Source organism: Lentzea sp. NPDC051208, from assembly GCF_040682435.1.
Classification (GTDB): Bacteria; Actinomycetota; Actinomycetes; order Mycobacteriales; family Pseudonocardiaceae; genus Lentzea; species Lentzea kristufekii.
On the sequence record NZ_JBFBAW010000020.1, the window covers coordinates 95,119 to 111,012 of the forward strand.

General features: G+C 71.7%; 21 protein-coding genes. 6 read left to right on the forward strand and 15 right to left on the reverse strand.

Annotated elements, in window-relative coordinates:
* Positions 1-32: 32 nt before the first annotated feature.
* The 9 genes from AB0M48_RS36935 to AB0M48_RS36975 form a co-directional block, all read right to left on the reverse strand.
* Complete coding sequence (locus AB0M48_RS36935) at positions 33-1,487, reverse strand: HAMP domain-containing sensor histidine kinase (protein WP_363851084.1); 1,455 nt, start codon at positions 1,485-1,487, stop codon at positions 33-35.
* The gene (locus tag AB0M48_RS36940) at positions 1,481-2,191 is read right to left on the reverse strand and encodes a response regulator transcription factor (RefSeq protein ID WP_363851087.1); all 711 of its coding nucleotides are present in this window, start codon (positions 2,189-2,191) and stop codon (positions 1,481-1,483) included. The genes AB0M48_RS36935 and AB0M48_RS36940 overlap by 7 nt, the downstream gene beginning before the upstream one ends.
* Positions 2,170-3,294 carry a streptophobe family protein gene (locus AB0M48_RS36945; RefSeq protein ID WP_363851090.1) on the reverse strand — a complete coding sequence of 375 codons (1,125 nt, stop codon included), beginning with the start codon at positions 3,292-3,294 and terminating at the stop codon, positions 2,170-2,172. The genes AB0M48_RS36940 and AB0M48_RS36945 overlap by 22 nt, the downstream gene beginning before the upstream one ends.
* Entirely contained in the window at positions 3,294-4,082 is a 789-nt protein-coding gene (locus tag AB0M48_RS36950) for an ABC transporter permease (RefSeq protein ID WP_363851093.1), read from the reverse strand. Before AB0M48_RS36950 ends, AB0M48_RS36945 begins: the two co-directional genes overlap by 1 nt.
* On the reverse strand, positions 4,079-4,993 hold the full coding sequence (locus AB0M48_RS36955; protein ID WP_363851096.1) for an ATP-binding cassette domain-containing protein: 915 nt from the start codon (positions 4,991-4,993) through the stop codon (positions 4,079-4,081). The genes AB0M48_RS36950 and AB0M48_RS36955 overlap by 4 nt, the downstream gene beginning before the upstream one ends.
* 205 nt (positions 4,994-5,198) lie before the next feature.
* Complete coding sequence (locus tag AB0M48_RS36960) at positions 5,199-5,573, reverse strand: hypothetical protein (RefSeq protein ID WP_363851099.1); 375 nt, start codon at positions 5,571-5,573, stop codon at positions 5,199-5,201.
* Positions 5,566-5,946, reverse strand: a complete 381-nt coding sequence (locus tag AB0M48_RS36965) for a hypothetical protein (RefSeq protein WP_363851102.1) — start codon at positions 5,944-5,946, stop codon at positions 5,566-5,568. Before AB0M48_RS36965 ends, AB0M48_RS36960 begins: the two co-directional genes overlap by 8 nt.
* A gap of 85 nt (positions 5,947-6,031) precedes the next feature.
* The gene (locus AB0M48_RS36970) at positions 6,032-6,880 is read right to left on the reverse strand and encodes a M56 family metallopeptidase (RefSeq protein WP_363851105.1); all 849 of its coding nucleotides are present in this window, start codon (positions 6,878-6,880) and stop codon (positions 6,032-6,034) included.
* On the reverse strand, positions 6,877-7,236 hold the full coding sequence (locus AB0M48_RS36975; protein WP_319984846.1) for a BlaI/MecI/CopY family transcriptional regulator: 360 nt from the start codon (positions 7,234-7,236) through the stop codon (positions 6,877-6,879). The genes AB0M48_RS36970 and AB0M48_RS36975 overlap by 4 nt, the downstream gene beginning before the upstream one ends.
* Positions 7,237-7,348: 112 nt before the next feature.
* Between AB0M48_RS36975 and AB0M48_RS36980 the strand changes: the two genes are divergently transcribed.
* Positions 7,349-7,636, forward strand: a complete 288-nt coding sequence (locus tag AB0M48_RS36980; protein WP_363851108.1) for a DUF3040 domain-containing protein — start codon at positions 7,349-7,351, stop codon at positions 7,634-7,636.
* Here AB0M48_RS36980 and AB0M48_RS36985 read toward each other — a convergent pair whose 3' ends face one another.
* Complete coding sequence (locus AB0M48_RS36985; protein WP_363851111.1) at positions 7,637-8,236, reverse strand: TetR/AcrR family transcriptional regulator; 600 nt, start codon at positions 8,234-8,236, stop codon at positions 7,637-7,639.
* A 90-nt stretch (positions 8,237-8,326) separates the two neighbouring features.
* Between AB0M48_RS36985 and AB0M48_RS36990 the strand changes: the two genes are divergently transcribed.
* Complete coding sequence (locus tag AB0M48_RS36990) at positions 8,327-9,076, forward strand: SDR family oxidoreductase (protein ID WP_363851114.1); 750 nt, start codon at positions 8,327-8,329, stop codon at positions 9,074-9,076.
* 186 nt (positions 9,077-9,262) lie between these two features.
* Complete coding sequence (locus AB0M48_RS36995) at positions 9,263-9,562, forward strand: hypothetical protein (RefSeq protein ID WP_363851116.1); 300 nt, start codon at positions 9,263-9,265, stop codon at positions 9,560-9,562.
* Between the two features lie 14 nt (positions 9,563-9,576).
* Here AB0M48_RS36995 and AB0M48_RS37000 read toward each other — a convergent pair whose 3' ends face one another.
* From AB0M48_RS37000 to AB0M48_RS37020, 5 genes are read right to left on the reverse strand one after another with little or no spacing between them, the layout of a single operon-like run.
* Complete coding sequence (locus tag AB0M48_RS37000) at positions 9,577-10,020, reverse strand: hypothetical protein (protein ID WP_363851119.1); 444 nt, start codon at positions 10,018-10,020, stop codon at positions 9,577-9,579.
* Positions 10,017-10,904 carry a hypothetical protein gene (locus AB0M48_RS37005; protein WP_363851122.1) on the reverse strand — a complete coding sequence of 296 codons (888 nt, stop codon included), beginning with the start codon at positions 10,902-10,904 and terminating at the stop codon, positions 10,017-10,019. The genes AB0M48_RS37000 and AB0M48_RS37005 overlap by 4 nt, the downstream gene beginning before the upstream one ends.
* On the reverse strand, positions 10,901-11,266 hold the full coding sequence (locus AB0M48_RS37010; protein ID WP_363851125.1) for a hypothetical protein: 366 nt from the start codon (positions 11,264-11,266) through the stop codon (positions 10,901-10,903). The genes AB0M48_RS37005 and AB0M48_RS37010 overlap by 4 nt, the downstream gene beginning before the upstream one ends.
* Before the next feature lie 33 nt (positions 11,267-11,299).
* The gene (locus AB0M48_RS37015) at positions 11,300-11,701 is read right to left on the reverse strand and encodes a hypothetical protein (protein WP_363851128.1); all 402 of its coding nucleotides are present in this window, start codon (positions 11,699-11,701) and stop codon (positions 11,300-11,302) included.
* Between the two features lie 26 nt (positions 11,702-11,727).
* Positions 11,728-13,341 carry a SpoIIE family protein phosphatase gene (locus tag AB0M48_RS37020; RefSeq protein WP_363851131.1) on the reverse strand — a complete coding sequence of 538 codons (1,614 nt, stop codon included), beginning with the start codon at positions 13,339-13,341 and terminating at the stop codon, positions 11,728-11,730.
* A 443-nt stretch (positions 13,342-13,784) separates the two neighbouring features.
* Here AB0M48_RS37020 and AB0M48_RS37025 point away from each other — a divergent pair, with 443 nt between their 5' ends.
* The 3 genes from AB0M48_RS37025 to AB0M48_RS37035 are packed head-to-tail and all read left to right on the forward strand — an operon-like array spanning position 13,785 to position 15,892.
* Complete coding sequence (locus tag AB0M48_RS37025; RefSeq protein ID WP_363851134.1) at positions 13,785-13,961, forward strand: hypothetical protein; 177 nt, start codon at positions 13,785-13,787, stop codon at positions 13,959-13,961.
* Positions 13,962-13,964: 3 nt separating this feature from the next.
* Positions 13,965-14,297: a metalloregulator ArsR/SmtB family transcription factor gene (locus AB0M48_RS37030; RefSeq protein ID WP_363851137.1), complete on the forward strand. Its 333-nt coding sequence runs from the start codon at positions 13,965-13,967 to the stop codon at positions 14,295-14,297.
* A complete protein-coding gene (locus AB0M48_RS37035) occupies positions 14,294-15,892 on the forward strand; it encodes a SulP family inorganic anion transporter (RefSeq protein WP_363851140.1) in 1,599 nt (532 codons plus the stop codon). Before AB0M48_RS37030 ends, AB0M48_RS37035 begins: the two co-directional genes overlap by 4 nt.
* Positions 15,893-15,894 lie beyond the last annotated feature (2 nt).

Consider the following 15,894-nt stretch of genomic DNA (forward strand, 5'->3'; position numbering starts at 1 on the left):
CGGCGAAGCCCGCCGGCAGCACCTGCGCCTGATCAGTGCCGGTCGGGCAACGGCAGGACGAGGCGGAAGCAGGCGCCTTCGCCCACGGTGGTCTCGAGTTCGACGTCCCCGTCGTGCGCACGGGCCAGGGCGAGGGCGATCGCCAGGCCCAGTCCGGCGTTGGCGCCCTCCGCGCGGTTGCGCGAGTGGTCGGCGCGGTAGAAGCGGTCGAAGACGCGGGCCGCCTGGCCGGCCGGCAGACCGGGACCTCGGTCGGCCACTTCGAGCACGGCGCGGCCGTGCGCCGTGCCCACGCCGATCCGGACCGCGGTGCCGGGCGGGGTGTAGGTGGCGGCGTTGCCGATCAGGTTGGTGACGACCTGGCGCAGGCCGTCCTCGTCGGCGTGCACCGGGGCGGGTCCAGGTGGTCCGATCCCGGCGGGTCCGGTGAGCTCGACCGGGCGGGACGGGTCGAGGCCGCGCAGGTCGTGCCGGGCGTCGTTGGCCAGCGTGCGCAGGTCCATCGGGGCGCGGTCCAGCTGGGCCTCCTGCGCCTCGTCCAGCCGGGCCAGCAGGAGCAGGTCCTCGGTGAGGCGGGTGAGCCGGGTGGCCTCGCGGTCGATGCGGAGCATCGCCTCGTCCACGTCGGCGCGCTCGGGCATCGCGCCCATCCGGTACAGCTCGGTCGAGCCCTTGATGCCGAACAGCGGGGTGCGCAGCTCGTGGCTCACGTCCGAGAGGAACGTCCGCATGCGGGCCTCGGACGCGGACCGGTCCGCGAAGGCTCGTTCGAGCTGGCCGAGCATCGTGTTGAGCGAGGTCGCCAGGTGCCCGACCTCCGTCGCCGGTGCCGCGAGCAGCGGCACGCGCCGGGTGAGGTCCCCGTCGGCGATCGCGGCGGCGGTGTGCTCGATCCGGCGCAGCGGCCGCAGTCCCCGGCCCAGGGCGAACCAGCCGACCGCCGTCAGCAGCGCGAGCAGCACCGCACCGCTGATCAGGCTCGTCGTCCGGAGCCGGGCGGTGGTGGCGTCAGCCTCGGCCAGCGATGCCGCGACGACGACCACCCCGTCCCACCCCGTGGTCGGCCGCGCGGTCGCGCGCCAGCGGCCCGAGCCGTCCGCGGCGCGCAGGTCGACGGGCTCGCCGTCGGCGGGCACCGTGCGCAGTGCGTCGGGGCCGGGCAGGGAGGCGCCGTCCAGGCGGCCGGCGTGCAGACCGCCTGCCACGGTGCCGTCCGCGCCCAGGTACACGAGGTAGGGCGCGCCGACCAGGCGCAGGGCCGGGTCGAGGAGGTCGGGCCGGGGCGTGGTGCCGACGGTGTCGAGCGGCCCGGCGGCGGGCACGCGCGAGAGGATCTCGCCGAGCGACCGCAGCTGCGTGTCGACCCGGTCCAGCTGGTAGCGCTCCAGCTGGTCGGACACGACCGCACCGACCAGGCCGAGCCCGGCGAGGAGCAGGCTCGCGGTGAGCAGCAGGAGCCTGGCGCGCAGGGAGAACCTGCTCAGCACGCGGGGTCCCGGATCACGTACCCCACGCCGTGCACGGTGTGGATCAGCTTGGGGTCCTCGGCGTCGACCTTGCGCCGCAGGTACGAGATGTAGGTGTCCACGATGCCGGCGTCGCCGCCGAAGTCGTAGCGCCACACGCGGTCGAGGATCTGCGCCTTGGACACCACGCGCCCGGCGTTCTCCATCAGGTAGCGCAGCAGCCGGAACTCCGTGGGCGACACCCGGACGGGCTGCCCGGCCCTCGTCACCCGGTGTCCCTCGGTGTCGAGCGCGAGCGCGCCCACGGTCAGCAGGCCCTCCCGGTGGCCGGAGGTGCGGCGCAGGATCGCCCGGATCCGGGCGATCAGCTCCTCCAGGTCGAACGGCTTGGTCACGTAGTCGTCGGCGCCCAGCGACAGGCCGGTGACCTTGTCCGCCTTGCGGTCCCTGGCGGTGAGGAACAGGACGGGCACGGGTCCGCGGCGCCCCTCCGCGCGCTGCTCGCGCAGCCGCCGGACCACCTCGAACCCGTCCACGTCGGGCAGCATCACGTCGAGCAGCACCAGGTCGGGCGGTTCCTCGGTCGCCGACGCGACCGCCTCGGCACCGGTCGCCGCGGACGTCACCCGGAACCCCGCGAAGCGCAGTGTCGCGGCCAGCAGCTCGCGCACCGTGGCCTCGTCGTCCACCACCAGCAGCGTCGTCACCGGGCCCGATCCCTCCACGCGGGCCACGATACGGACGCCAACCTGAGAAGCCCTCCGGCGAGCAGGCCCGCCGCGGCGCCACCCGCACTCCCCAACGCCAACGCCGCCGGCGGGTTCGCCGTCAGCCCCGCGTCGAGCACCGGCACCGAGAACCCGAACGCGCCGATGCCGAGTCGCACCGACACCCGCGACAACAGCGCCAGGCCTGCCAGCACCACACCCACCGCCGCGCCCAGCCACGCGGCCCGGTGCAGCAGCCGGCCACCCCGGCCCGCCAGGACGCCCAGCGCCAGCAACACGGCCGCCGCCACCCACGTCAGCGGTCCACCCGGTGCGGGTGGCGCGACACCGTCCAGGACGCACGCGAGCGCGCCGTCCGAACTGACCGTCCACGGCACGCCCAGCCCGAGCGAGAACACGCCGAACACGATGAGCGGCAACAAGAGCAGGACACCGCCCGCCACCGCCGGACCGCCGAACGCCCACGCCGCGAGCAGGCACGCGGCGGCGAGCCCGCCCACCGTCCACAGTGCACCGCGGACGGCGATCTGGAACCTTGCGACCACCCAGCACACGCCGACGACGACGAGCACCCAGATCACCGCCCCGGCCACCACCGGCCAAAGGGGCACGGAGAACCCGACGCTGAGCGCGTCGACCGACCTGCCGCGGCCCAGCGGCCCGACCGCGGGCAGCCCGCAAACACCGGACATCCCGCCTACCGACGCTCCACCTGGCGGCCTCACGTCGCCCCGAGCCGCCATCGCGACCGCCACCGCGCCGGCCGGGAAGGCCACGGCCGCCGCCGCGCCACGCACGAGCAGCCCGTCCCGATGCCGCAACAGCAAGCACCCCAGCACCACGGCGCCGGTCAGCGCGACCCCCAGGGGCATCAAGTCGATGCTGCCCCTCACCGCGACCGGCGTGCCGCCCGCCGGAACGGCACCGAACTCGGCGGAGCCGCCCACCGCCATGCCGACCACGGCGGCCGTCAACCGTTCGAGCCCGCCGAACCGGCCGGCGTCGAGGAGCAACAGCCCGGCCGCGGCGGTGGCAGCCATGGCGGTCAGCGCCGCGACCGCCGCTGTCACGCCCTGCCACACGTGCCGCCCCGTCGCCATCACACGTCACGCCGGTGGAAGACGACGAACGCGGCGGCCAGCACGACGCCGACCCCGAGGCACATCCCACCCAGGTTCAGCCAGGGATGCGGGTAGCCGGGATTCGGCACCGTCGCGAACACCGCGGCGGCGCCCTGCGTCGGCCAGAAGTCGAGCAGGCCCTGGAACCACGACGGGAACAGACCGGCCAGCGCGGGCACCAGGAACACGATGCCCACCAACGTGGTGAGCGCACCCGCCGTCGCACGCATGATCGTGCCGAGACCGATCGCGAGCACCGCGATCGCCGCGAGGTAGAGCCCGCCGCCCACGACCGCGGAGAGCACACCGGGGTCGCCGAGCCGGGCGTGCGGCACGTTCTGGGCGGCGAAGAGCGCCTGGCCGAGCAGGAAGGTGGCGAACATCAGCGCCTGGCCCGCCACCACGGCGACGGCGGTGGCCACCACCACCTTGGCCGCCAGCAACCGGTGCCTGCGCGGAGTGACCGCCAGCGACGTCCGCACCAGCCCGGTCGCGTACTCGGACGTCACGACCAGGGTCCCGAGCACGCCGATCACGAGCTGCGCCACCAGGTACGCGGTCAGGCTGCGCTCGGTCGGGTCCCACGCCAGCCGCTCGGCGGGTGACGCGCTCGCGTACACCTCGCCCGCCCGTCCCGTCGCGAGGACCGTGATGCCGAGCCCCACCCCGAACAGGCAGACGAGCGTGTACCAGGTGGACCGCAGGCTGCGCAGCTTCACCCATTCCGCGTGCAGGGCGTGGCCGAAGAACACCACTCGCGCGCTCACGCGGTCATCCCCTGGTACTCGACGCTGTCCTTGGTGAGCTCCATGAACGCGTCCTCCAGCGAGGGCCGCTGCGGGGTGAGTTCGCTGAGCACGGTGCCGTGGTAGGCGGCGAGCTTGCCGATCTCCTCGCTCGCCAGGCCGGAGACCACCAGCGACGAGCCGGGACCCTCCCGCACGGTGGCGCCGGTCGCCGTCAGCCGCAGCGCGAACCCGGCAGGTTCGGCTGTGCGGACGAGCACCGTGCCCTCACCGCGGCCACGCAGGAACTCGCCGACGCCCGTGTCGGCGATGAGCCTGCCGCGGCCGATCACGACCAGGTGGTCGGCGGTCTGCGCCATCTCGTTCATGAGGTGGCTGGAGACCAGCACCGCGCGACCCTCGCGGGCCAGGGAGCGCATGAAGTCGCGGATCCAGCGGATGCCCTCCGGGTCGAGCCCGTTCACCGGCTCGTCGAAGATCAGCACCCGCGGGTCGCCGAGCAGTGCCGCCGCGATGCCGAGCCGCTGCCGCATGCCGAGCGAGAACCCGCCCGCGCGCTTGTGCGCCGCGCTGTCCAGCCCCGTCCTGGCGAGCACCTCGTCGACCCGGCGCCGCGGCAGCCCGTTGCCGGCGGCGAGCGCCAGCAGGTGGTCGCGAGCCTTTCGCCCGCCGCGCACCGCTCCGGCGTCGAGCAGCGCGCCGACCTCGGTCAGCGGCACGGGCAGGTCGCGGTAGCGGCGTCCGCCGACGGTCGCCGAACCCGAGGTGGGCGCGGCCAGCCCGAGGATCATCTTCATGGTCGTGGACTTGCCCGCGCCGTTCGGCCCGAGGAACCCGGTCACCTGGCCGGCCTCGACCGTGAACGACAGGTCGTCCACCACGGTGTCGAGGCCGTACCGCTTGGTCAGCCCTCGCACGTCGATCATCGTCATGGCACCGAGCGTCGCGACCCGGTCTGACCGATCCCTGGGAACTCCTGGGAGAACCCGGAGAATCGCGCCTCCGAGCACGGCCGTGCCGGTGCATTCACAGAGAACACCCAGACGGGCGATCCGGCCCGGTCAGGTCGTGCCGGCGGAACAGGCCTGCGAGACGAACGCGACGGTCGCTTCGAGTCCCGGCCTCAGGCGGCCGGGCTCACGCGGTTCTCCGCAGCCACCACAGGCCGAGGACCGGCAGCACGAGCGGTATGAACCCGTAGCCGATGCCGAAGGACGACCACACGGTCGCGTCCGGGAACGCCCGCGGCAGGACGAGGCTGGCCGCGCCGACCAGCAGCACGCCGGCGAGTTCGACGGAGCACGCGACGTACGCGATCCGGCGGCTGTCCCGCGCGAGGGCGATGGTGGCCAGCACGTAGATTACGGCGGCGAACGCCGACAGCAGGTACGCGACCGGTGCGTCGGAGAAGCGGGTGGCGATCTGCACGGCGGAGCGGGACGTGGCGGCGAGGGCGAAGACGCCGTAGACGGTGATCAGCATCCGGCCGGGGCCCTGGCGCGTGTCAGGCATGGCCTGCCCAGATCTGGCCGAGGCGCACGATCATCACCGGCACGCTGAGGCACGCGACCACCAGCACGCCGGCGCTCCACCGGGTGCGTTCGGCGGCCGACCAGAGGACCGCGACGGGCAGGATCACCACCGGGCCGAGCAGGTAGCCGACGAACGACCAGCGCTCGATGTCGCGGTCGGTGCCGAGCATCGACGCGATGCCGGCGACGGCCTGGACGAGCAGGCCCAGTTCGAGCACCGCGAGGCCGCCCACGAGGGTCCAGGACAGCTTCTTCAGCGGCAGCAACGGTGTGTTGAGCGCGATCAGCAGGGCCGACCAGGCGGCGCCGAGGAGGGCGAGCACGGTCAGGACCGTGGGCAGAACATCGATCATGAGGCTCTTCCGAGGACGAAGGGGATCTGCTGCGGAAGGTAGCACTACGGCTTGTAGTAGATGCTCGGCGAGGTTCCGCGACATGTCAGAGGACGAGGAAGCTGAGCGGTGTCGACACCAGTGTCAGGCCGCTGACCAGCGCTGTCCAACGCTGCCACGCCGAGGCGCCGGTGCGGTTCGCGATGCGTTCCAGTCGTGCCGAGGCGGCGGTGATGCCCAGCGCGCCCGCGGGAGGACCGGCCGTGAAGCGGTGCAGCGCCGAGATGAGTGCGTCCGGGCCGTGGTCGCGGCAGGCGCGGTCGTCCGCCCGCATCTCGACGAGCAACGCGACCGCGTCCGCCACGCGAGGTGCGCACCGGCGCAGTGCGACGAACGGCAGCAGCACGAGATCGTGGCGTTCACGGGCGTGTGAGTGTTCGTGTGCCAGCACGGCGTGCAGTTCGGCGGTGGACAGGCTGCGCAACGCCCCGGTGCTCAGCACCACCGACGAAGGCGTCCCCGGCAGGCAGTACGCGACGGCGGCCGGATGATCGACCACCAACGCGCCCGGCGCGGCCTCGTCCGTGCGGCCGACCAGTGCGAGCACGTCGCGATGGCGCCGCCGGATCCGCGCCACCCCGGCCCACGAGCTGATCAGCACGGCGACGAACAGGGCCGGCACCGCGAGTCCGCTCACCACCAGCGCGTCCTGGGTCGCGGTGGACAGCGGGTCGCTCGCCCACGCCGACAGCGCTCGGGGGATCGGCGCCTCGTACGGGTCGAGGCCGGCGGTGATCAGCACGCCCGCCAGGGACAGCACCCAGGTGGCCGCCAGCATCTGCCACAGCGCGATGCCGGTGCCGGGCGTCCACCACACCCATCGGGCCCGGACCAGGGAGTGCGCCGCCACCGCGCAGATCGCGAGCGTGACGACGAGGTGCAGTGCGGCACTCACGTCTCGTCCTGCTTGTCCGCGAGAGCCTGCGACAACACCTCGGCCTCCGGGCTGCTGACCGAGCGCGCGAAGTGCGTGAGCGCCGCCTCGCGGTCACCGGTCAGCGACAGGGCGTCGAGCATGAGCTGGGCGACGTACTGCTCGCGGCTGGCGACGGGGGAGTACCGCCAGGCCCGGCCGTCGGCCTCGCGCCGCACGAAACCCTTGGAGGTCAGGCGGGTCAGGACGGTCATCACGGTGGTGTAGGCGAGGTCGCGCCCGGCCAGTGCCTGCACGACGTCGCGCACGAGCGCGGGGGAGCGGCTGTCCCAGAGGACCTCCATCGCCGCCCGTTCCAGCTCACCCAGCCTGCTCACCACACCGGCGATGGTGTCACAGGGGGTGTGGGCCGGGAGCGGCCGGGAACCTTGGCCGGTTTCGTGCGTTGACTCTGGTGAAGCCCCGAGCGACCCAGCGGGAGGACCGGACGTGAAACTGCCGGACCACGAGCAGCGGGAACTGGACGAGATCGAGCGCCGCCTCGCCGAGGACGATCCGAAACTGGCCGCCAAGCTCACCCGCCCGGCACCCAGGATGCCGCGCCGGACCTTGGTGCTCGCCGGAATGCTGTCGCTCCACGTGCTCGGCCTGCTCGTCGTGATCGCCGGAGTGAGCTCGTCCTCCGCGGTGGTCGTCGCGCTCGGCGCCTGCGTGCTCCTCGGGGTGTTCGCCGCGTTCGTGGTCCGCGCCTGGCGCGAGCGCGAGAAGCAAGGCTGATCAGGCGGGCGGCCAGTTCAGCAGGGCGGCGCCGGCCACGCGCAGGAGTTCCTCGCGCGTCGCACCGCCCGCCGCCTGCACGGCCATGCCGTTCGCGATCGTCATGACGTAGCGGGCGATCAGGTCCGGATCGGCGTCCGAGGGCAGGTCGCCCTCCTCGACGGCCCGCTGGAACCGGTCGCGCAGGTGCTCCTGACCACCGGCGCGCCACTCGGCCAGCACGTCGCGCGCGACCCGCCCGGTCTCGCCGGCGGCGAGCGCGCCCTGCACGCCGAGGCAGCCGGAGGGGCAGCCGGGCCGGGTGTTGGCGCGCACCGAGCCCGTGAGGAACGCCTCCGCCACTTCGCGGGCGGTGGCCGCCTCCAGCGCGTCGACGATGTAGGAGACCGTGCCTTCCGAGTAGCGCTGCAACGCCTTGCGGAAGAGCTCCTCCTTGTTGCCGAAGGCCGCGTACATGCTCTTGCGGGAGATGCCCATGGCCTCGGTCAGGCCGGCGAGACTCGCGCCCTCGTAACCCTGCTCCCAGAAGACCACCATCGCCTTCTGGAGCGCCTCCTCGGCGTCGAACTCCCGCGGCCGACCGATCTGCGCCTTCTCCACGGCCACATCCTACCCTTCGATACCGATCGGTGCAGAAGTGGTACGGTCGCTTTATGCACCGATCGGTGCACAAAAGTGCGGAGGTCAGGAATGCGCAGGCTGGAAGGCAAGACCGCGGTGGTGACCGGTGGCGGCACACGGGGGATCGGCAGGGCCACCGCGGCACGGCTGGTGGCCGAGGGCGCGCACGTGTTCATCACCGGCCGCCGCAAGACCGAGCTGGACGAGGCGGTGGAGGTCATCGGCCAGAACGTGACCGCGGTGCCGGGCGACATCACGAACATGGGCGACCTGGACCGGCTCTACGAGGTGGTCGCCGCTCGCGGCCGGGGACTGGACGTGCTGTTCGCGAACTCGGCCACCGCGTCGTTCGCGACCATCGAGACGATCACCGAGCAGGACTTCGACCAGGTCTTCGGCGTCAACGTGAAGGGCACCCTGTTCACGCTGCAGAAGGCGCTCCCGCTGCTCAACGAGGGCGCCTCGGTGATCATCAACGCCTCCACCGCGGCCGACCGGGGCACCGCGTCGTTCGGCGCCTACGCCGCGTCCAAGGCGGCCTTGCGGACGTTCACGCGCACCTGGGCGAACGAGCTCAAGGGCCGCGGTGTCCGGGTGAACGCCATCTCGCCGGGGCCGATCGACACCTCCGGGATCACCGAGCTCGTGGGCGAGGCGAACGCGACCGCCTTCAAGTCGGGAGAGGCCGCGCGGATCCCGATCGGACGGATGGGCCACGTCGACGAGGTGGCCGCCGCGGTGGCCTTCCTCGCCTCCTCGGGCAGCAGCTTCGTGCTCGGCGCCACCCTGTACGTCGACGGCGGCGAGAACCAGATCTGACGGTCGCGGACGTTCGCCACGTGCGCCATCCCGTGCCGGCGGGCTGGTGCACGTGAACGCGGCAGGGCGGCGAGGGCGGCCCAGCCGCGTGCTGTCCGTGTCGCTGCGTGAACTGCTGGCTCGTGTGCCGGTCTGTGATGTCACCGTGCACACTGACGGTTTTCCGTTCGGCCGAAGGACTGAGCCGTGCCCGACCGACCTGAGATCGTCTGCCTCTGCGGCTCCGCCCGGTTCGCGGACGAGATGCGTGCGGCGAACCGTGATCTGACCTTGGCAGGTGTCATCGTCGTCGCGCCGGGCGAAGCAGACGGGTTGATCACCCACGAGCAGAAGACCGCGCTGGACGCCCTTCACCTGCGCAAGATCGACCTCGCTGACCGGGTGCTGGTCGTCAACCCCGGCGGGTACGTCGGCGAGTCCACGAGCAGGGAGATCGCCTATGCCCGCGCCACCGGCAAGCCGATCTCGTTCACCGATCCTGTCTGACCAGCAGACGCTTCCTAGAAGGCGTCCTCGGTGAAGTCGCTCGGCATGTCGTCGTCGTAGTCACCGCGCGACGGCCTGGCGCGCTGCTGACCCGCCGCGACGACCTCGTCGAGGTCCTGGCCCTCCTTGATCGCCGTGTACGCCCGCTTCAGCGACGGCATGCTGGTCTGCATCGCGCGTTGCACGTCCGGATCGCCGACGGCCCTGCCGGACGCGATGTCCCGCCAGGACAACTCGCCCGAGTCGACCTTGCGCTGCAGGTCCTTCAGCGCGTTCGGCGCGTCCTTCGACCGTGCGAACTTCTCGATCTCGGCGATGTCCGCGGGAGACAGGTCGGCGCCGCGGATCTGCACCTTGGACGCTTCCAGGGCGACCTTCTCCAGCCGCGCGCCCCTGGCGTCGAGGTCCTGTTGCCACGCCTGCAACTGCTGACGTGCGCTGTCGTACGGGAACGTCATTCGCCACCACCCGAACTCGAAGAACCGCTCTCCGCCCAGCGCTCTTCCTTCGCCGCGTCGACGTACGTGCCGCGCGCCTTGTAACCGCTCTTGGCCATGCCCCACGCGCCGCTGCCCACGGCGGCCGTGCCGTCGCCGAACTTCTCCGTGCCGTCCTGCCACGTGTCGACCACGTCGAAGAAGTCGTTGACGTCCCGCACGTCCGGGATCCTGGAGAGTGCGGTGCCCATCAGCCTGATGCCCTCGATCATGCCCTTGACGCCCTCGATGAGCGTCTGCATGGACTGGATGAGCTTGCGCACCTGGTCGACGATGTTGACCACGTCGTAGACCATCCAGACGGCACGGCCCCAGCCGACGAGCGGGATCCACGCGGTCATCGCGGCCTTCATCAGCTTGTCGCAGATCTTGTCGAGCAGGGTCAGCGCGAGCTTCGCGGCCGTGCGGCAGGAGCTCGCCATGTTCTTGAACCGGTCGCCGATGAACTTCGCGACCTGCGAGTCCCACTCGATCGCCGTGGTCCACGTGCGGCGCATGCGGTTCTCGAAGCTCTGCGCGGCGCCGCCGTCCCAGTTCGGCGAGAGCTCCTCGATGCCGTTGTTCACGTTGTGCCGCACGTTGTCCAGCGACTTGGCGATCCGGTCCCACGCGGCGGCGTTCGCGTCGATCTTCTCGAAGTCGCCCGCCAGCGGCATGACCAGGTCGCGCACCAGGTCGTCGCCGGTGACCTGCTGGTAGATCCAGTTGACGCCCTGGATCTTCCACCCGGCGGCCTCGATCAGCTCCTTGACGGTCTGCCGGCCGGGCCGGTCGTCGGGCGCGGCGCGCAGCGCGACAGTCGGATCCTCGACGTCCTGGTAGCCGTTGCAGACCCCGCCGGTCATCGGCCCACCCCCAGGAACCGCTCCAGCCAGGACGGCGGTTCCATCCTGCCGCCCGCGGTGTCGATCAGGCAGACCCCGACCTCGTCCGCCTTCTCGTAGGCCCGGGCCGACTTCACCAACGCCTCGGCGTCCTGGTCCATCTTCTTGCCGGCGGCCTCGAGCGTCTCGCCGTAGAGCTGCGCGACCCCGGTCACGACGGGGTCGAGCAGCGACAACAGCCCGGTGAACCCGGACGTGTCCCCACCGTTGACGATCGCGTGCTCCCGGATCGTCAGGAAGTGCTCGGCCTGACGCTCGAGCAGCCCGCTGTAGCCGCGGAGCTCATCCGGCTCGACGTGGAACTTCTCTCCCATGGCGGTCATGACGCCTGACCCCCGTAGGTGGTTCCGCGGCATTCAGTCCCATAAGGAACTCGAATCGCGGGCGTCCGCCGGCAGCGCCTCCGCCAGCTCGCACAGCAGCGGCAAGGGAACCTCGGAGTACTCCGGGAAGCGGTGGTACGGCTTGATCATCGGGTGGAAGCGCGCCGGTAGCCCGCCCGACCAGGCCAGCGCCGCCAGTGCCGTCCCGATGCGCTGGGCCGGGACCGCGAACGCGAGGTCGTAACCGTCCAGTTCGGACACCCTGGGCAGCCACTCGTCCAGGAACGCCTCCGCCTGGGCGCGGTGGCCGGCGAGTGCGTCGGCGAAGGCCGAGCACAGTGCGAGCGTCACGGCGTTCTCGCGGTCGCCGCCGAGGTGGCGCACGGTCAGGCTGATCGACTCGCTGGTGGCGTTCGGCTGCCGGGCGGTGAACACCTGTGCGGACGGCTCCGGCGGGTCCGTCAGCCCGGCCTGCGGCGCAGCGCGAGCACGCAGATGTCGTCGCGACCCTGCTCGGGAGCGACGGCCTTGATCACCGCCGGCACGAGGTCCTCCAAGCGTTCTGGCAGGTGTGGTGCCGTCACGGCGGCGCACAGCGCCTGGGTTCCCGTGTCGATGTCCTCGCCGCGATGTTCCACCAGCCCGTCGGTGTAGACGACCAGCGCGTCACCTGGCCGCAACGACGTCTCGAACGGGAGGTAATCGGCGTGCTTCACAGCACCCGTGAGCAGCCCGTGCCGGTGTGGCATCGCTTTGGCGACGCCGTCCCGGACGACGATCGGGTGGGGGTGACCGGCGTTGGCGTAGCAGAGGGAGCCGTCCCAGGGCGTGTAGAGGCCGTAGAACACGGTCGTCATCGTCATGTCGCCGGAGGCGCAGACGAGCTGGTTCAGTTCGCGCAGAACGCGGTCGGGGAGCGGGTTCTGCATCGCGTACGCACGGATGGCGCTGCGGACCCTGCCCATCGTGACGGCGGCCTCGACGTCGTGGCCGATGACGTCGCCGACCGCGATCGCGAGTTTGCCGTCGGGCAGGGGGAACGCGTCGAAGAAGTCGCCGCCCACCCCGGCCGAGATGTTCGCGGGCAGATAGGTCGCGGCCAGGTCGGTCCCTTCGACCACGGGAATGCTGGGTGGCAGCAGGGCTCGTTGCAGCTGCAGCACGATCTGCCGCTCGTCCTCCAGCTCGGCCGTCATCCGGTCAGCCCGGACCACGGCCGCGCGCTTGTCTGCCTCCGCGGATCTTCGGAGGGTGCGGTCCACGCACATGCCGCGCAGCGACACGATCGTGCCGGTGGTGTCGGTGACGGGTTCCGCGATCGACGAGAGCACGACGACCCGTCCGTCGGGCGTGCACAGCCGGTACTCGACCTCCGGTGTCGACGTGTGCGCGGTGAGGCCGGTGAAGGTCGCCCTGGCCACGTCGACGTCCTCCGGGTGCACGAGCGCAAGGACGTCATCGACGCTGTTCGGGGACTGGGAGACACCGGCGATGCGGCAGAGGTTGGCCGACCACTCGACCCTGCCGTTGCGCAGGTCGATCTCCCAGGAACCGGTGCCACCGGCGCGGTGCGCCCGGTCCAGCCGGTCGGTCCACTCCGCGTGCAGACGCAGCCCTTCGAGTTCGGCGGCCTCGTGCGACCGGGTGACGTCCTGAACCGCGATCACGGCCGCGATCACGTCGTCCTCGCTGTCGCACAACGGGAACAGGTTGAGCAGCAGCTGCTTGGTGGCGCTCCCCGCCTCGGTGCTCATCTCGATGTCGCGGTGCACGGCGCCGGAGGTCAGCACCTCGGCGATGAGAGGTTCCACGGTCGCCGTGTAGGCGGCCGGAAGCACCTCGTTCATCATGCGCCCGGCGTGCTCACTGGTGGCCGGATCGCCGTGCACCGACAGGTATGCCGGGTTGACGTAGAGGAACCGCATCTGCGCGTCCACCACCGCGAAGCCGACGGGCGCCCGCTCGAGCACCGCCGTGATGTCGAGCAGCGATCCGCCGGACCCGGCGATGCCGCGCGCCATCTGGATGCTGCCTGCCTGCGCGGCCTCGAGAAGCTCCGCGTCTTTCCCGTCCACGGACCACATGACTGCTGGTTCCTCCTGTCTCACCACACAGGTCTGACTCCAACTCCTTTGCGTGGCAGTACTTGCGGCGACTTTGATACCCGGCTGGGCGCACTGGTAAACAAGATCGGTCGCCGGCGCCACAGGCTTCGAGGCGAATCGCCGGTCTCCTGCGGAGGGGAGAACACGGAGGAGCGGCGGCGCGATGGTGTGATCGTGACAATCTGCGCCGCGCGCCGCCGCCGCTCTCCAGCGTCCTGAACGGTGCTTCCGGGCGACAGGGACTTCCGACTCCGTCGAACGGCCCCTCGTGATCTGACGTCAACGCCGGTGCTGCAACGACAACCGCCGTTCGGTCGAACCGATCACCGCCCGGCGACGCCGGGTGCGTCACAGCCGGCGGAGTTGTAGCATGTCGAATTGAAGAATTCTTCAATTCGACAGGTCGTGGTGCCGTGAACGAGTTCGAGGACAACCTGCTCGCCCGCGTGGAGCAGGCGGAACAGGCGGTGCGGCAGGCGTTGCAGCAGCAGGACGAGTACGGCGCCGAGGTGCACGGCGCTGATCTCGCCAACCTGCGGCGCCTGGCGGCCGAGCACGGAGTGCCGATCGGCGCGCCCGAGGAGGGCTGAGCGGTGCCGGTTCCGCTGTACCAGGCGAAGGCCGAGTTCTTCCGGATGCTCGGCCACCCCGTGCGCATCCGGGTGCTGGAACTGTTGCAGGACGGCCCGAAGGCGGTGCGTGAGCTGCTCGCCGAGATCGAGGTGGAGCCGTCCAACCTCTCCGCGCAGCTGGCCGTGCTGCGCAGGTCCGGCATCGTGACGGCGACCCGCGAGGGGCCGACCGTGGTCTACGCGCTGGCGGGCGCGGACGTGGCCGATCTGATGAAGGCGGCGAGGAGGATCCTCACCGAGCTGCTGGTCGGGCAGAACGAGTTGCTCGCGCAGTTGCGCGAGGACTCCGCGTGAGAGCGTTCCTGCCGGCGAAGGCGGACTGGTCTGCCGCGACACCGAGGGACGTCGTCGCCGGTCTCACCGTCGCGGTCGTGGCGTTGCCGCTGGCACTGGGGTTCGGGGTGGCGTCGGGACTCGGTGCCGCCGCGGGCCTGGCGACCGCGATCGTGGCCGGCACCCTGGCCGCGGTCTTCGGCGGCTCGAGCCTGCAGGTGTCCGGGCCCACCGGCGCGATGACCGTGGTGCTGGTGCCGATCGTCGCGGCGTTCGGGCCGGGCGGTGTGCTGACCGTCGGCCTGCTCGCCGGCGTGCTGCTCCTCGCCCTGGCGGTGGCCAGAGCCGGGCGCTACATGCGGTACGTGCCCGCTCCGGTGGTCGAGGGCTTCACCCTCGGGATCGCCGCGGTCATCGCGCTGCAACAGATCCCCGCGGCGCTCGGCGTGCCCACCCCGGACGGGCACAACGTCGTGGTGAACGCCGTCCGCGCGTTCGGGTCCGGCCCCGCTCCGCCCGCCGTCGCCCTCGCGGGCGGAGTCGTCGTGATCATGCTCGTCGGCGCCCGCTGGAAACCGGCGATCCCCTTCTCGCTGCTGGCCGTCGCGGCAGGCACGGTGGTGGCGGAGATCTGGTCGCTTCCCGTGCCCCGGATCGGCTCGTTGCCCGCGTTGCTCCCCGCGCCGTCGCTGTCCTTTCTGGACTTGGGTGCGCTGTGGTCGCTGCTGCCGTCCGCTGTCGCCGTGGCCGCGCTCGCCGCCCTGGAGAGCCTGCTGTCCGCGACGGTCGCCGACGGCATGAGCGTGAACCAGCGGCACGACCCGGACCGCGAGCTCTTCGGCCAGGGCATCGCGAACGTCATCACGCCGATGTTCGGCGGCGTGCCCGCGACCGCGGCGATCGCGAGGACGGCGGTCAACGTCCGGTCCGGTGCGACCTCGCGGCTGGCGGCCCTGGTGCACGCCCTGACGCTCGCCGTCATCATGCTGGCCGCGGCCCCCGTGGTCGGCCGCATCCCGCTGGCCGTGCTGGCCGGTGTTCTGCTCGCCACCGCGGTGCGGATGGTCGAGGTCGGCTCGGTCCGGGTCCTGATGCGCGCGAACCGTTCCGACGCGGTGGTGCTCGCCCTCACCGCGATCGCGACACTGGCACTCGACCTCGTCACCGCCGTGATCGTCGGCCTCGTCGTGGCGGGAGCGCTGGCGTTGCGAGCCGTCGCCAGGTCGGCGCGGATCGACGAGGAACCGCTGGAGCCCGGCGACCACACCCTGGAGGAGCACGAACTGCTCGCCCAGCACATCGTCGCCTACCGCCTGGACGGACCGCTGTTCTTCGCCGCGGCACACCGCTTCCTGCTGGAGCTCACCGAGATCGCGGCGGTCTCCGTGGTGATCCTGCGCATGTCCCGCGTGTCCACGATGGACGGCACCGGGGTGCTGGTCCTGCGCGACGCCGTCGAGAGGCTGGAGCACAGGGGCGTCACCGTGCTGCTCTCCGGCGTGCGCGAGGAACACCGCCGCCAGCTGGAGACCCACGGGGTGCGCACGTTCGCCAGCACCCCCGAGGCCATCGAGCACGCGCGGAACCACCTGCGCCGCAACGGCACCCTGCCCTGACG

Bases quoted from the DNA above. Each gene is read 5' to 3' on its own strand.
- AB0M48_RS36960 (WP_363851099.1), bottom strand. From the start codon at position 5,573: ATGCCTGACACGCGCCAGGGCCCCGGCCGGATGCTGATCACCGTCTAC.
- AB0M48_RS36955 (WP_363851096.1), bottom strand. From the start codon at position 4,993: ATGACGATGATCGACGTGCGAGGGCTGACCAAGCGGTACGGCCTCGAC.
- AB0M48_RS36965 (WP_363851102.1), bottom strand. From the start codon at position 5,946: ATGATCGATGTTCTGCCCACGGTCCTGACCGTGCTCGCCCTCCTCGGC.
- AB0M48_RS37005 (WP_363851122.1), bottom strand. From the start codon at position 10,904: ATGACCGGCGGGGTCTGCAACGGCTACCAGGACGTCGAGGATCCGACT.
- AB0M48_RS36990 (WP_363851114.1), top strand. From the start codon at position 8,327: ATGCGCAGGCTGGAAGGCAAGACCGCGGTGGTGACCGGTGGCGGCACA.
- AB0M48_RS36945 (WP_363851090.1), bottom strand. From the start codon at position 3,294: ATGGCGACGGGGCGGCACGTGTGGCAGGGCGTGACAGCGGCGGTCGCG.
- AB0M48_RS37010 (WP_363851125.1), bottom strand. From the start codon at position 11,266: ATGACCGCCATGGGAGAGAAGTTCCACGTCGAGCCGGATGAGCTCCGC.
- AB0M48_RS37000 (WP_363851119.1), bottom strand. From the start codon at position 10,020: ATGACGTTCCCGTACGACAGCGCACGTCAGCAGTTGCAGGCGTGGCAA.